The sequence below is a fragment of the Pseudomonas sp. NEEL19 genome, assembly GCF_028751975.1.
Lineage (GTDB): Bacteria > Pseudomonadota > Gammaproteobacteria > Pseudomonadales > Pseudomonadaceae > Aquipseudomonas > Aquipseudomonas juntendi.
Window position 1 is genome coordinate 3949321 of sequence record NZ_CP081491.1, and the last position, 12660, is coordinate 3961980.

Annotated in this window: 11 protein-coding genes; 8 read left to right on the forward strand and 3 right to left on the reverse strand. The window is 63.7% G+C overall.

Translation table 11 applies throughout. The annotated features are described in order from the left end of the window. Window positions 1–29 precede the first annotated feature (29 nt). The 3 genes from K4A76_RS17550 to K4A76_RS17560 all read right to left on the reverse strand — a co-directional run bounded on the left by K4A76_RS17550 (window position 30) and on the right by K4A76_RS17560 (window position 4234). Complete coding sequence (locus K4A76_RS17550) at window positions 30–650, reverse strand: 2-dehydro-3-deoxy-6-phosphogalactonate aldolase (protein ID WP_144189084.1); 621 nt, start codon at window positions 648–650, stop codon at window positions 30–32. A gap of 12 nt (window positions 651–662) precedes the next feature. Continuing rightward, window positions 663–1637, reverse strand: a complete 975-nt coding sequence (locus K4A76_RS17555) for a 2-dehydro-3-deoxygalactonokinase (protein ID WP_182389237.1) — start codon at window positions 1635–1637, stop codon at window positions 663–665. Window positions 1638–1852: 215 nt separating this feature from the next. Next, window positions 1853–4234: a glucose/quinate/shikimate family membrane-bound PQQ-dependent dehydrogenase gene (locus K4A76_RS17560; protein ID WP_274410803.1), complete on the reverse strand. Its 2382-nt coding sequence runs from the start codon at window positions 4232–4234 to the stop codon at window positions 1853–1855. A 311-nt stretch (window positions 4235–4545) separates the two neighbouring features. On the opposite strand from K4A76_RS17560, the gene K4A76_RS17565 reads away from it, so the two are divergent. From K4A76_RS17565 to K4A76_RS17600, 8 genes are all read left to right on the forward strand, one after another. Beyond that, window positions 4546–5790 carry an OprD family porin gene (locus K4A76_RS17565; protein WP_274410804.1) on the forward strand — a complete coding sequence of 415 codons (1245 nt, stop codon included), beginning with the start codon at window positions 4546–4548 and terminating at the stop codon, window positions 5788–5790. A gap of 250 nt (window positions 5791–6040) precedes the next feature. After that, the gene (locus K4A76_RS17570) at window positions 6041–6847 is read left to right on the forward strand and encodes an NAD-dependent epimerase/dehydratase family protein (RefSeq protein ID WP_009682575.1); all 807 of its coding nucleotides are present in this window, start codon (window positions 6041–6043) and stop codon (window positions 6845–6847) included. A gap of 24 nt (window positions 6848–6871) precedes the next feature. Next, window positions 6872–7753 (forward strand): glucurono-1,5-lactonase, encoded by an 882-nt coding sequence (locus K4A76_RS17575; protein ID WP_274410805.1) that lies wholly within the window; start codon window positions 6872–6874, stop codon window positions 7751–7753. Between the two features lie 67 nt (window positions 7754–7820). Then, a complete protein-coding gene (locus K4A76_RS17580) occupies window positions 7821–8792 on the forward strand; it encodes a TRAP transporter substrate-binding protein (protein ID WP_029885563.1) in 972 nt (323 codons plus the stop codon). Window positions 8793–8856: 64 nt separating this feature from the next. Beyond that, complete coding sequence (locus K4A76_RS17585; RefSeq protein ID WP_009682578.1) at window positions 8857–9384, forward strand: TRAP transporter small permease; 528 nt, start codon at window positions 8857–8859, stop codon at window positions 9382–9384. Beyond that, window positions 9385–10665: a TRAP transporter large permease gene (locus K4A76_RS17590; protein ID WP_009682579.1), complete on the forward strand. Its 1281-nt coding sequence runs from the start codon at window positions 9385–9387 to the stop codon at window positions 10663–10665. Between the two features lie 175 nt (window positions 10666–10840). Further along, window positions 10841–11764 (forward strand): EamA family transporter, encoded by a 924-nt coding sequence (locus K4A76_RS17595; RefSeq protein WP_274410806.1) that lies wholly within the window; start codon window positions 10841–10843, stop codon window positions 11762–11764. A gap of 25 nt (window positions 11765–11789) precedes the next feature. Further along, on the forward strand, window positions 11790–12659 hold the full coding sequence (locus tag K4A76_RS17600; RefSeq protein WP_274410807.1) for an aldose 1-epimerase: 870 nt from the start codon (window positions 11790–11792) through the stop codon (window positions 12657–12659). The last annotated feature ends 1 nt before the right edge of the window (window position 12660 follow it).

Genomic DNA, 12660 nt, shown 5'->3' on the forward strand with positions numbered 1-12660 from the left:
TCTTTTGTTGGATGCAGTGCAGGGCCGGCTCAGCGCAGGCTCTGCCAGGCGCTCACGTAAGCCTTGGCAGCGGCCTCGACCTGTTCAGGGGTCATACCTGGCTTGTACAGGCCGGAGCCCAGGCCGAAGCCCCGGGCGCCAGCGGCATGGAACTGCTGCAGGTTGCTGGGGGTGATGCCGCCGACCGGCGCCAGCACGGTGCCGGCGGGCAGCACGGCCAGCCAGGCCTTGACCACCGCCGGACCCAGTTGCTCGGCCGGGAACAGCTTGAGCACGTCGGCCCCTTGCGCCAAGGCGGCAAAGGCTTCGGTCGGTGTGGCGACGCCTGGTGCCAGGTACAGGCCTGCCGCCTTGGCAGCACGCAGTACAGCTGGGTCGCTGTGGGGCATGACGATCAGCTGGCCGCCCGCCTCTTTCACCTGCGCGACCTGGGCCGGCGTCAGCACGGTACCTGCACCGATCAGGCAATCGGCAGGCAGGGTGCGACGCAGCAGGCGGATACTGGCGAACGGGTCAGGCGAATTGAGCGGTACTTCGATGATGCGAAAGCCGGCGCTGTAGAGCACTTCGCCAACCGCAGCCGCTTCATGCAGTTGCAAACCGCGCAGAATCGCAATCAGGCCGTTGTGTGCCAATGCTTGTTCGAGCATGTCGAGCTCCCTTCAGGATGAATGAACCAGGCCGGCGGCAAGCGCCAGTTGCCAAAGACCGCGCTCGGTGGCCTGCTCGGCGACACTCACATGGGTGAAGCCGCATGCCTGCAGGGCCCGGCTGTAACGCGCGCACAGCGGGCCGTTGCCGATCAGCAGGATTTCCGGCAGGTGCACACTGTGGCGCCGCTGGCGCTGCAGTTTGGCCAGGGCTGAAAGTTCATGGCCGATCAGGAGACCCGACAAGTAATCGGGCTGGGCGCTGGCGCTCAGCTCACCGGTCAGGCCCAGGGTGCGGGCGCTGAACAGGGTGGACAGCGGGCCGATCTCCCCCTCGGCGGAGCAAGCGGCCTGCACACCGAAGTCGAAGGCTGGCGCATCGAACGCGGCGCCGCGCTGCTGGGTACGGCCAAGGATGCTGTGCGCGCTGAGCACGGCGAAAATCTCGCCGGTCATGAAGGTATCGAAGTGGACGATGCAGCCATCGACAACCTCTACCCATTTCGAATGACTGCCGGGCAGGCCGATGAGCAGGTCATCGGTATTCACCCCAGGCAGTGCGCCCAGCACCTGCGTCTCTTCACCCCGCATGACATTGGGCAGGCGCGCGTGCTGGATCACGCCGGGCACGATATGCACCTCGACGCCGCGAAGGCTGCCGACAGTTTGCAGCGCGCCACCGAGGCTGGCGACGTTGGCCGGGGTTTCGCGGTACGCGGCCTCGCGCCAGCCCTGGGCGCTGCCGACCATGCCACAGGCAATCACGGGCAGCCCGGGCTGGGCGTCGAGCCAATCGCCACAGGCCTCGTCGAATGCCAGTTCGAAACCGTCATTGCAAAGTTGGCCGTTGATCAGGCGCGGGGCTTTTGGCAAGTGCATGATGCCGCTGGGCAGGGTGCGCACATCCAGCACCTGGCCTTGCGCGGCGAGTTTGTAAGCACGGAGGGAGGTGGTTCCCCAGTCGAGCGCGATCAATTGCGCCTGCATCGCTTCACCTGTTCTGTTTTTGGCAGTGAGTGAGGCGACTATAAACTTGGGCGGCGAGAAATTCCAACATGTAAAACACAATCCCATATATAGGGATTTATACTTCATCTTGTGGGAGGTCACTGGGTCGCGACATGCCCGCCATCAAAAAAGCCCGTGAAACCAAGCGCCGGCCGCGCGGTGCTCGATCTCACAGGCCTTGAACCTGCCGCCGCTTACTCCGGCAGGGCAAACGCCATCACATAGTCCCCTTGCCGGGTACCCAACGAGCCATGCCCGCCGGCCATCACCAGCACGTACTGGCGACCATCCTTGCCGGTGTAGGTCATCGGCGTGGTCTGAGCACCTGCCGGCAGGCGCCCTTCCCAAAGCACCTTGCCATCGCTCACGTCATAAGCACGCAGGTACTGGTCGAGCGTGCCGCTGAGGAACGCCAGGCCGCTGGCGGTGGTGAAGCTTCCGCCCAGGCTCGGCACGCCCATGGTCAGCGGGATCGGAATGGGCGAGCTGTCACGTACGGTGCCGTTCTTGTGCTTCCAGATCACCTTGTGGGTGGTCAGGTCCACTGCGGCCACATAGCCCCAGGCCGGTGCCTGGCAAGGCAGCCCCAGCGGCGACAGGAAAGCACCCATGATCACGCCATAAGGCGCGCCCTTGTTGGCCTGGATGCCCTCGGTTTCACTCTTGCGCGCCGGCTGCCCGGCGATTTTCGAGGCAGGCACCAACTGCGACTTGAAGGCCATGTAGCTAGGGTTGACGAAGGCGATCTGGCGCACCGGGTCGACCGAAATGCCACCCCAGTCGAACACCCCGAAGTTGCCGGGGTAGACCAGCGAGCCCTGCAGCGATGGCGGAGTGTAGATGCCGTCATAGCGCAGCGAACGGAAGTCGATGCGGCACAGCATCTGGTCGAACGGCGTTACGCCCCACATGTCTCGCTCACGCAGGGTAGGCGGCATGAAATTGAGCTCGGACATCGGCTGGGTCGGCGCGGTGTGATCACCTTCCACGGCGCCTTGCGGTACCGGGGTTTCGTGGATGGGCACCAGCGGCTGACCGTTGCTGCGGTCCAGCACGTAGATGCTGCCCTGCTTGGTCGATGCCATCACCGCAGGCTTGATGCCTTCGGCGGTCTTGATGTCGACCAGGCTCGGCTGGCCACCGACATCCATGTCCCACAAGTCGTGATGGGTGAACTGGTAGTTCCAGCGCACCTTGCCAGTGGCGATGTCCAGGGCCACCAGGCCGGCACTGAATTTCTCCGCCTCTGGCGTGCGGTTGCCGCCCCACTGGTCGGGCATCTGGTTGCCCATGGGCAGGTACAGCAGGCCGAGCTTCTCATCGGCGCTGATCACCGACCACACGTTTGGAGAGTTGCGGGTGTAGAACTGGCCGTCACCGATCGGCGCGGTGGCGTCGGGGTTGCCGCTGTCCCAGTTCCACACCAGCTGGCCGGTGATTGCATCATAGGCGCGGACCACGCCGGACGGCTCGTCGGTGGAAACGTTGTCGGTGACATGACCGCCAAGTATCAACAGGCCGCCGGCCACGGTGGGTGGCGAAGTGGAGTAATAGCCACCAGGGGCGAAGCTGCCGATGTTGCGGGTAAGGTCGATCTGGCCGTTGTCGCCAAAGCCGGCGCACTGTTGGCCGGTATCGGCATCCAGCGCGATCAGGCGGGTGTCGGCGGTGGGTACGTAGATGCGCTTGGCGCAGGCCTGCCCTTGCACGGGGCTCACTTGCGAGCTGGCCGTGTCGTAATAGGCCACGCCGCGGCAGGTCATGTGCGCCCAGCCTTTGAAGTTGGCCGCATTCTGCGTGCTGAGCTTGGGATCGAAACGCCAGATCTCCTTGCCGCTGTCGGGGTCCAGGGCAATCACCTGGCTATGCGGGGTGCACACGTAGAGCTTGCCGTTGACTTTTAGCGGGGTGTTTTCCGCCGTGGTCTCGCCCGGGTCGTTCGGCCCGGGGATATCACCGGTGCGGTAGGTCCAGGCCAGCTTGAGCTTGCCGACGTTCTGCGGGGTGATCTGCTTGAGTGGCGAGTAACGGTCGCCAAACTCGGTACGGCCGTAGGACTGCCAGTCACCGTCAGGCATTGCCGGTGCCGTGCTGGTGGTGCCTGCCGTGTCACGGTCCAGGCGGCCGCCCACGGTGTCAGGCTGGGTGAACTGGCTGGCCAGCGCCATCAGGCCCGCGACCGCCACGCCCACGCTCAATACCCCTGTACCGAGGGGATAAGGCTGGCCCTGCGTCAATGGCCTGCGTAGCCAAGGCAATAACAACACCAGGCCAAGGACGAACCAGAGGGCCAGCCGGGGGACCAGTTGCCACCAGTCCAGGCCCACCTCGACCAACGACCAGAGCGAACTCAGCAACAGCACGACGCCATAAACGCTCAATGCCTCACGTCGGCCAGCCAGCAACAAGGCTGCGGTAATCGCCAAACCAATGCCGGCCAGCAGGTAATACAGCGAACCGCCAAGGGTTGCCAGTTTGATGCCGCCGGCCAACAAGGCCAGGCCCATCAGCAAAAAAACCACGCCTAGCAATCTGGGCAGCAAGCGTGAGGGGTGTGAAGCACGGGTGGTGCTCATCGGTGAAATCTCCGTTTCCATGGGTCTGAATCGATAAGACATTCAGCAACGAAGAATAGTATTACTAAATAATTCTGCGACAAACTGACGCACCCGAGGCAGTGCGTTGCGACAAATGCAACAATTCGCGGGCAGTCGTAGTATGACCAATTGTTATTGCGAGCCCGAACTAGAGCCTGCGCTTGAGCGCTCACCGCTGAAAGTAGCTAAATGCTGGCGGCCAACGCCGTTGACAGCGGGTTTTTCACTTGTTAAAAAAGCCGCAGTTGTACGACAACACATAACAAAAACAACATCAGCGGAAGCAACCCATGTCGAAAATCTGCCACACCCCCCTCCCCTGTGCGCTGCTTGGCGCCAGCCTGCTCAGCTGCCTGCCGGGCACCAGCCTTGCCCAAGGTTTCATCGAAGACAGCAAAGCCGTGCTGGGCCTGCGCAACTTCTATATCAACCGCAACTTCACCAACCCCGCCAACCCGCAAGGCAAAGCCGAAGAATGGACCCAGAGCGTGATCCTCGATGCCCGCTCCGGCTTCACCGAGGGCCCGGTGGGTTTTGGCGTGGACGTGCTGGGGCTGTGGTCGGTGAAGCTCGATGGCGGGGGCGGCACCTATGGCACCGGGCTGCTGCCACGCCACGACGATGGGCGGCCGGCGGATGACTTTGGCCGGCTTGCCGTGGCAGGCAAGGCGCGCATTTCGAAAACCGAGCTGAAGATCGGCGAATGGATGCCGGTACTGCCAATTCTGCGCGCGGACGACGGGCGTTCACTGCCGCAAACATTGCGTGGCGGGCAGGTCACGTCCAACGAGATTGCCGGGCTGACCTTGTACGGCGGCCAGTTCCGCGCCAACAGCCCGCGCAACGACGCCAGCATGGAGGACATGAGCTACGGCGGCGCGGTGTCGGACCGCTTCAACTTCGTCGGCGGCGAGTACAGGTTCAACCAGGAGCGCACCCTGGTGGGGCTGTGGAATGCGGTGCTCAAGGACGTGTACCAGCAGCAATACCTGCAGCTGAGCCACAGCCAGCCGCTCGGCGACTGGACCCTGGGCGCCAACCTGGGCTATTTCCAGGGTGATGACGACGGTTCCAGGCGCGCTGGCGAGCTGGACAACAAGACGTACTCGGGGATGTTCTCCGCCAAATACGGCGGCAGCACCTTCTGGGTCGGGCTGCAGAAGGTCGATGGCGATACCTGGATGCGGGTCAATGGCACCAGTGGCGGAACCCTGGCCAATGACAGCTACAACGCCAGCTTCGACAACGCCAACGAACGCTCATGGCAGGTGCGCCATGACTTCAACTTCGTCACCGTCGGCGTGCCGGGGCTGACCTTGATGAACCGCTACATCAGCGGCCGCGACGTGCACAGCGGGGTGGTGACGGATGGCAAGGAATGGGTGCGTGAGACTGAACTGGCGTATGTGATCCAGAGCGGAGCGTTCAAGGATTTGAGTGTGAAATGGCGCAATTCGTCGATTCGGCGGGACTACAGCAATAACGAGTTCGATGAGAACCGGTTGATTTTCAATTATCCATTGTCGTTGCTGTAAGGGTTGATGCAGACCTTTGGAGGGACGGCCTTGTGTCGCGTAAGGAGGGCGAACCTCCCTTGGCGAATCATGCCGCTAAGGTGCAGTGGTGGGGGCGCTTCGCACCCCTTTCGCGACACGAGGCCGCTCCTACAGGGCACGCGCATGACACCGGGCTGACATTGAGTTGTCATTGACAACACTGAATCGCACTGCCAATAATCACAAAAGTCATACGACAACCTACAACAATTAACAACAAGAGCCGGTCATGACCACTACCCCCCTCAAACGCCTGCTGCTCACCGGAGCCGCAGGCGGCCTGGGCAAGGTCCTTCGCGAACGCCTGCAAGGCTGCGCCGAGGTCCTGCGCCTTTCCGACATCAACCCCATGGCCCCAGCCGCTGGCCCACACGAAGAAGTGGTCACCTGCGACCTGGCCGACAAGGCAGCCGTGCATGCCCTGGTCGAAGGCGTCGACGCCATCGTGCACTTCGGCGGGGTGTCTACCGAGCATTCGTTCGAAGAGATTCTCGGCCCCAATATCTGCGGCGTGTTCCATGTCTACGAGGCGGCACGCAAGCATGGGGTGCAACGGGTGGTCTTCGCCAGCTCCAACCATACCATCGGCTTCTACCGCCAGAACGAGCGCATCGACGCGCATGCCCCGCGCCGCCCCGACAGCTACTACGGGCTGTCCAAGTGCTATGGCGAAGATGTCGCCAGCTTCTATTTCGATCGTTACGGCATCGAAACCGTCAGCATCCGCATCGGCTCTTCGTTCCCCCGGCCACAGAACCCGCGCATGCTCTGCACCTGGCTGAGTTACGACGACCTGGTGCAGCTGATCGAGCGCGGCCTGTTCACGCCGAACGTCGGCCACACCATTGTCTACGGTGCCTCGGCCAACCGCACCGTATGGTGGGACAACCGCCATGCCGCACACCTGGGCTACGTGCCCAAGGACAGCTCGGAGCCCTTCCGCGCAGCGGTGGAAGCCGAGCCGGCGCCTGCCGCCGATGACCCGAGCATGGTCTATCAGGGCGGCGCATTTGCCGTGGCCGGACCGTTCAACTGACCGCACGCGCCAGGAGGCACGGCCATGCACTGTGAACTGATCGTCGACGCCCGCAACGGCACCGGGGAAAGCCCCGTGTGGCACCCTGGCGAGCAGGCCTTGTACTGGGTCGACATACCCGCGCGGCAGTTGCACCGCTGGCAGCCGGTGGATAACACGCACCAGGTCTGGCAGGGCGACCAGATGCTGGCCTGTATCGCCCGCAGTGGCGACGGCTGGGTGGCCGGCATGGAAAGCGGCATCTTCCAGATTCAAACCAAGGCCGACGGCAGCCTGGCCAGCCGTGTGCTCAGCGAGGTGGCGCATGCGCAGCCGGGCATGCGCTTCAACGATGGCCGCTGCGACCGCCAAGGGCGTTTCTGGGCCGGCAGCATGCTGCTGGACATGCAGCAAGGCGCCCACGTAGGGGCACTGTACCGGCATGACCGCGAGGGCCATTTGCACCTGCAGCAAGCGGGCATGATCGTGCCCAACGGCCTGGCTTTCAGCCCCGACGGCACGCGCATGTACCTGTCCGATTCGCACCCCAGCGTGCAGAAGATCTGGGCCTTCGACTACGACACCGACACGGGCACACCCCACAACCCGCGGCTGTTCGTGGATATGCGCAATTACCCCGGCCGCCCCGACGGTGCCGCCATCGACCAGGACGGCTGCTATTGGATATGCGGCAATGACGCCGGGCAGATCCACCGTTTCACCCCTGACGGGCGCCTGGACCGCTCGCTCAGCGTACCGGTGAAGAAGCCGGCGATGTGCGCCTTCGGTGGCACCAACTTCGACACCCTGTACGTCACCTCGATCCGCCCGGCGGGGCTCGACCTTGGCGACCAGCCGCTGGCGGGCGGGGTATTCGCCCTCAACCCAGGCACCAAGGGCCTGGAGGAGCCAGCCTGGCGGGGCTGAGCCCCGCGACGCGCACCACACCCTTTGCACGCCCGAAACCAGATAATAAAAACCACGGAGTTTCATCATGACGTTCAAACGCAAGCTGCTTCTTGCCGTACTCCCCTTCGCCTGCAGCGTGGCCATGCCCGTTTCGGCGCTGGACATCAAGTTCGCGGAAATTCACCCCGCCGGCTACCCCACGGTGGTGGCCGAGCAGAACATGGGCAAGAAACTGGAACAGGCCAGCAATGGCGACATCACCTTCAAGATGTTTGCCGGCGGTGTGCTGGGCTCGGAGAAGGAAGTGATCGAACAGGCGCAGATCGGCGCCGTGCAGATGACCCGCGTCAGCCTGGGGATCGTCGGCCCGGTGGTGCCGGATGTGAACGTGTTCAACATGCCGTTCGTGTTCCGCGACCACGACCACATGCGCAAGGTCATCGATGGCGAGATCGGCCAGGAGATCCTCGACAAGATCACCAACTCCGACTTCAACCTGGTGGCCCTGGCCTGGATGGATGGCGGCTCGCGCAGCCTCTACACGAAAAAGCCGGTGCGCAGCCTGGAAGACCTGAAGGGCATGAAGATTCGCGTGCAGGGCAACCCGCTGTTCATCGACATGATGAACGCCATGGGTGGCAACGGGATCGCCATGGACACCGGGGAAATCTTCAGCGCGCTGCAGACCGGGGTAATCGACGGCGCCGAGAACAACCCGCCGACCCTGCTCGAACACAACCACTACCAGAGTGCCAAATACTTCACCCTGACCGGCCACCTGATCCTGCCCGAACCGGTGGTGATGTCCAAGACCACCTGGAACAAGCTCACCCCCGAACAGCAAGCGCTGGTGAAAAAGGTAGCGCGTGAGGCGCAGATGGAAGAGCGGGTGCTGTGGGATGCGAAAACGGCCAGCAGCGAAGAGAAGCTCAAGGCCGCCGGTGTCGAGTTCATCACCGTCGACAAGAAGCCTTTCTACGACGCGACCGCACCGGTGCGGGAAAAATACGGCGCGCAATACGCCGACCTGATGAAACGTATCGACGCGGTGCAGTAAGCGCGACCTTTCCTACCGACCTCGGCAGGGCCGTGTCAGCCGCCCTGCCGCTTTGGTGATGCCCATGAAAAACCTCTTTCTGCGTGCCAACGACACGTTGTACCGCGCCTGTATCTGGGTCGCCGGCCTGTCGATCCTGAGCATGTCGCTGATCATCCCGTGGGGCATCTTCGCCCGCTATGTACTCGGCACCGGGGCCAGCTGGCCAGAGCCGGTGGCCATCTTGCTGATGGTGGTGTTCACCTTCGTTGGCGCCGCCGCCAGCTACCGCGCCGGGGCGCACATGGCGGTGGCGATGATCACCGACCGCCTGCCGCCGCTGCAGCGCCGGCTGGTGGCCCTGCTGGTGCAGGTACTGATGGTCCTGGTGTGCCTGTTCATGACCGGGTACGGCACCCAGCTGTGCATCACCACCTGGAACCAGTTTCTGGCCTCCCTGCCCAGTGTACGCGTGGGCATGACCTATGCGCCGATCCCAATCGGTGGCGTGCTGACCTTGGTGTTTGTGCTGGAAAAACTCCTGCTGGGCGACCAGAGCCACCGCAAGGTGGTGCGCTTCGACCAACTGGAAGAAAACGAAGGAGCGGCGTAAATGGATGCGTTCATTCTGTTGGGCAGTTTTATCGCGCTCATCCTGCTGGGCATGCCCGTGGCCTATGCCTTGGGCCTTTCGGCGCTGATCGGCGCCTGGTGGATCGACATACCGCTGCAGGCGATGATGATCCAGGTGGCCAGCGGGGTTAACAAATTCTCGCTGCTGGCCATTCCGTTCTTCGTGCTGGCCGGGGCCATCATGGCCGAAGGCGGCATGTCACGGCGGCTGGTGGCTTTTGCCGGGGTGCTGGTGGGTTTCGTGCGCGGCGGCCTTTCGCTGGTCAACATCATGGCCTCGACGTTCTTTGGTGCAATTTCAGGCTCGTCGGTGGCAGACACCGCCTCGGTGGGCTCGGTGCTGATCCCGGAGATGGAGCGCAAAGGCTACCCGCGCGAGTTCTCTACCGCCGTGACGGTGAGCGGCTCGGTACAGGCGCTGCTGACCCCGCCCAGCCACAACTCGGTGTTGTACTCGCTGGCGGCGGGCGGCACGGTCTCGATCGCCTCGCTGTTCATGGCCGGGGTGATGCCAGGGTTGCTGCTGAGCGCGGTGATGATGGGCCTGTGCCTGCTGTTCGCGAAGAAGCGCAACTACCCCAAGGGTGAGGTCATCCCGCTGCGCCAGGCGCTGAAGATTGCCGGTGAGGCACTGTGGGGCCTGATGGCCATGGTGATCATCCTGGGCGGTATCCTGTCGGGCGTGTTCACTGCGACCGAGTCGGCAGCCGTGGCGGTCGTCTGGTCATTCTTCGTGACCATGTTCATCTACCGTGACTACAAGTGGCGCGACCTGCCCAAGCTGATGCATCGCACGGTGCGCACCATCTCGATCGTGATGATATTGATCGGCTTCGCGGCCAGCTTTGGCTACGTGATGACGCTGATGCAGATCCCCTCGAAGATCACCACGGCGTTCCTCACCCTGTCGGACAACCGCTATGTGATCCTGATGTGCATCAACTTCATGTTGCTGCTGCTGGGCACGGTGATGGACATGGCGCCGCTGATCCTGATCCTTACGCCGATCCTGTTGCCGGTGATCACCGGCATCGGCGTGGACCCGGTGCATTTCGGCATGATCATGCTGGTGAACCTGGGGATCGGCCTGATCACGCCGCCGGTGGGCGCCGTGTTGTTCGTTGGCTCGGCGGTGGGCAAGGTGAGTATCGAATCGACGGTCAAGGCGCTGCTGCCGTTCTACCTGGCACTGTTCCTGGTGCTGATGGCGGTGACCTACATTCCGGCCATTTCGCTGTGGCTGCCTAGCGTGGTGCTGTAACCGCACCTCAGCCTGTAGGAGCGGCCTTGTGTCGCGATGGGCCGCAAAGCGGCCCCAGGTTTTCGGCGTTGTTGCGAATATTGCTGGGGCCGCCTTGCGGCCCATCGCGACACAAGGCCGCTCCTACAACGACTGCGATAGGGCTGGAAAATCTACCTGCAAACGGATCCTGCACATGGCTGTCCCCTCCTCTGCTCCCCCGCTGTTTCCGCGCCAGCTGGCCATCGCCCTGCTGGCTCTGCTTGCCTGCTCATTCGCCGGTAACCATATCGCCGCACGCATCGCCTTCGATGACGGCACCGGTGTGCTGCTGGCCATACTCTGCCGTTCCGGCATTACCTTCCTGGTGCTGGCCGGCGTGCTGCTGTGGCAACGTCAGGCGCTGGCGCTGCCCGCTGGCACCCGCCGCTGGCAACTGCTGCTTGGCCTGCTGATCGCCACTCAGAGCCTGTGCCTGTATTCGGCGGTGGCGCGCATCCCGGTGGCCTTGGCCTTGCTGGTGGGCAATATCTTCCCGATGCTGCTGGCGCTGCTGACCTGGGCGCTGGGCGGTGCGCGCCCCACTGGCCGCACCGTGCTGTTCATGGGCTTGATCCTGTGCGGCCTGGTGCTGGCGCTGGATGTGCCGGCACGCCTGGCCGACAGCGGTGCGGGCAACCCGCACTGGGCGCTGGGGGTCAGCCTGGCCTTCGGCGCCGCTTGTGCCTTCGCTTGCGCGTTGTGGATCACCGACCACAAGCTGGCTAGCGTGCGGGGCCCGGTGCGCAGCCTGCTGACCCTGCTGATCGTGTTCTCCAGCATGCTGCTCGCGGGCGCCAGCGGGGTGATGCCGGCCGGTTTGTCGCTGCCGGGCAGCAGCAGTGGCTGGGTGGCGCTGGCCAGCCTGGTACTGCTGTATGGGCTGGCGTTCAGCTTGCTGTTCGTCTGCGTACCCAGGCTGAACATGGCGCAAAACGCCCCGGTGATGAACGTCGAACCCATCGCCACTTTACTGCTGGGTTGGGCCCTGCTCGACCAGCAACTGGGCCCGCTGCAATTGCTCGGCGGCGCTGTGGTGGTATGCGGCATCGTGCTGCTGACTTACCGGCGGGCCAACTGATCGCTCTGCTCGAGAGGAACCTTGCATGGCTGTGACCACACTGCACCTGCAGGACCGCCTGACCCGCCTGAGCCTGGCGCCGGAACTGGGCGCCAGCCTGGTCAACTGGCAGGTCAAGGCAACCGGGCAGGCGCTGCTGCGCCATACCGACGCGGCTGCCTTGGCCAGCGCCACGCCCAGGCGGCTGGCTTGCTACCCACTGGCGCCTTGGTCCAATCGGGTTGCCGAGGGGGGTTATGCCCGGCCGCAGGGCTGGCAGGCGTTGGCGCCGAATACCGAGCACGACCCGTTTCCCATCCATGGCAGCGCCTGGCAGCAGGCCTGGCACGTTGAGCATCACAGCGACCGGCGCGCACGGCTGACGCTGGACAGTGCCGTACCCTTCGCCTACCAGGCCACGCTGGATATACACCTGCATGAAGGCTGCCTGACCCTGGACCTGCATGTGACGCACCGGGATGATTCGGCCAACTGGTATGGGTTGGGCCTGCACCCTTACCTTCCGCGCTACCCCGATACCAAGCTGTCTGCGCCCGCGCGCAAGGTGTGGCTGGCCGAGGCTGGGCGCTTGCCGTCGTATCAGGCCACGGTGCCCGAGCCGTGGCGGTTCGAAGCACTGGGCCACCTGCCCGAGACGCTGGTCGACCACGCCTTCAGTGGCTGGCCGGGGCACTGTGTGATCGAACAGCCAGGGGCAGGCTACCGGCTGGCCTGTCGCGCCAGCGGGGCGGAGCACTTCTTGCTGTTCTGCCCGCCGGGGCAAGGCTTCTTCTGCTTCGAGCCGGTCAGCCACCCGGTCAACGCCCATCACCTGCCCGGCCGGCCTGGGCTGAGGCTGTTGCAACAGGGTGACACGATGAGCCTGGGGTTCAGCATGCAGTACCAAGCGTTGTAAC

Coding starts and splice junctions, on each gene's coding strand:
- K4A76_RS17575 (WP_274410805.1), top strand. CDS start 6,872: ATGCACTGTGAACTGATCGTCGACGCCCGCAACGGCACCGGGGAAAGC.
- K4A76_RS17565 (WP_274410804.1), top strand. CDS start 4,546: ATGTCGAAAATCTGCCACACCCCCCTCCCCTGTGCGCTGCTTGGCGCC.
- K4A76_RS17590 (WP_009682579.1), top strand. CDS start 9,385: ATGGATGCGTTCATTCTGTTGGGCAGTTTTATCGCGCTCATCCTGCTG.
- K4A76_RS17585 (WP_009682578.1), top strand. CDS start 8,857: ATGAAAAACCTCTTTCTGCGTGCCAACGACACGTTGTACCGCGCCTGT.
- K4A76_RS17580 (WP_029885563.1), top strand. CDS start 7,821: ATGACGTTCAAACGCAAGCTGCTTCTTGCCGTACTCCCCTTCGCCTGC.
- K4A76_RS17570 (WP_009682575.1), top strand. CDS start 6,041: ATGACCACTACCCCCCTCAAACGCCTGCTGCTCACCGGAGCCGCAGGC.
- K4A76_RS17560 (WP_274410803.1), bottom strand. CDS start 4,234: ATGAGCACCACCCGTGCTTCACACCCCTCACGCTTGCTGCCCAGATTG.
- K4A76_RS17595 (WP_274410806.1), top strand. CDS start 10,841: ATGGCTGTCCCCTCCTCTGCTCCCCCGCTGTTTCCGCGCCAGCTGGCC.
- K4A76_RS17600 (WP_274410807.1), top strand. CDS start 11,790: ATGGCTGTGACCACACTGCACCTGCAGGACCGCCTGACCCGCCTGAGC.
- K4A76_RS17550 (WP_144189084.1), bottom strand. CDS start 650: ATGCTCGAACAAGCATTGGCACACAACGGCCTGATTGCGATTCTGCGC.
- K4A76_RS17555 (WP_182389237.1), bottom strand. CDS start 1,637: ATGCAGGCGCAATTGATCGCGCTCGACTGGGGAACCACCTCCCTCCGT.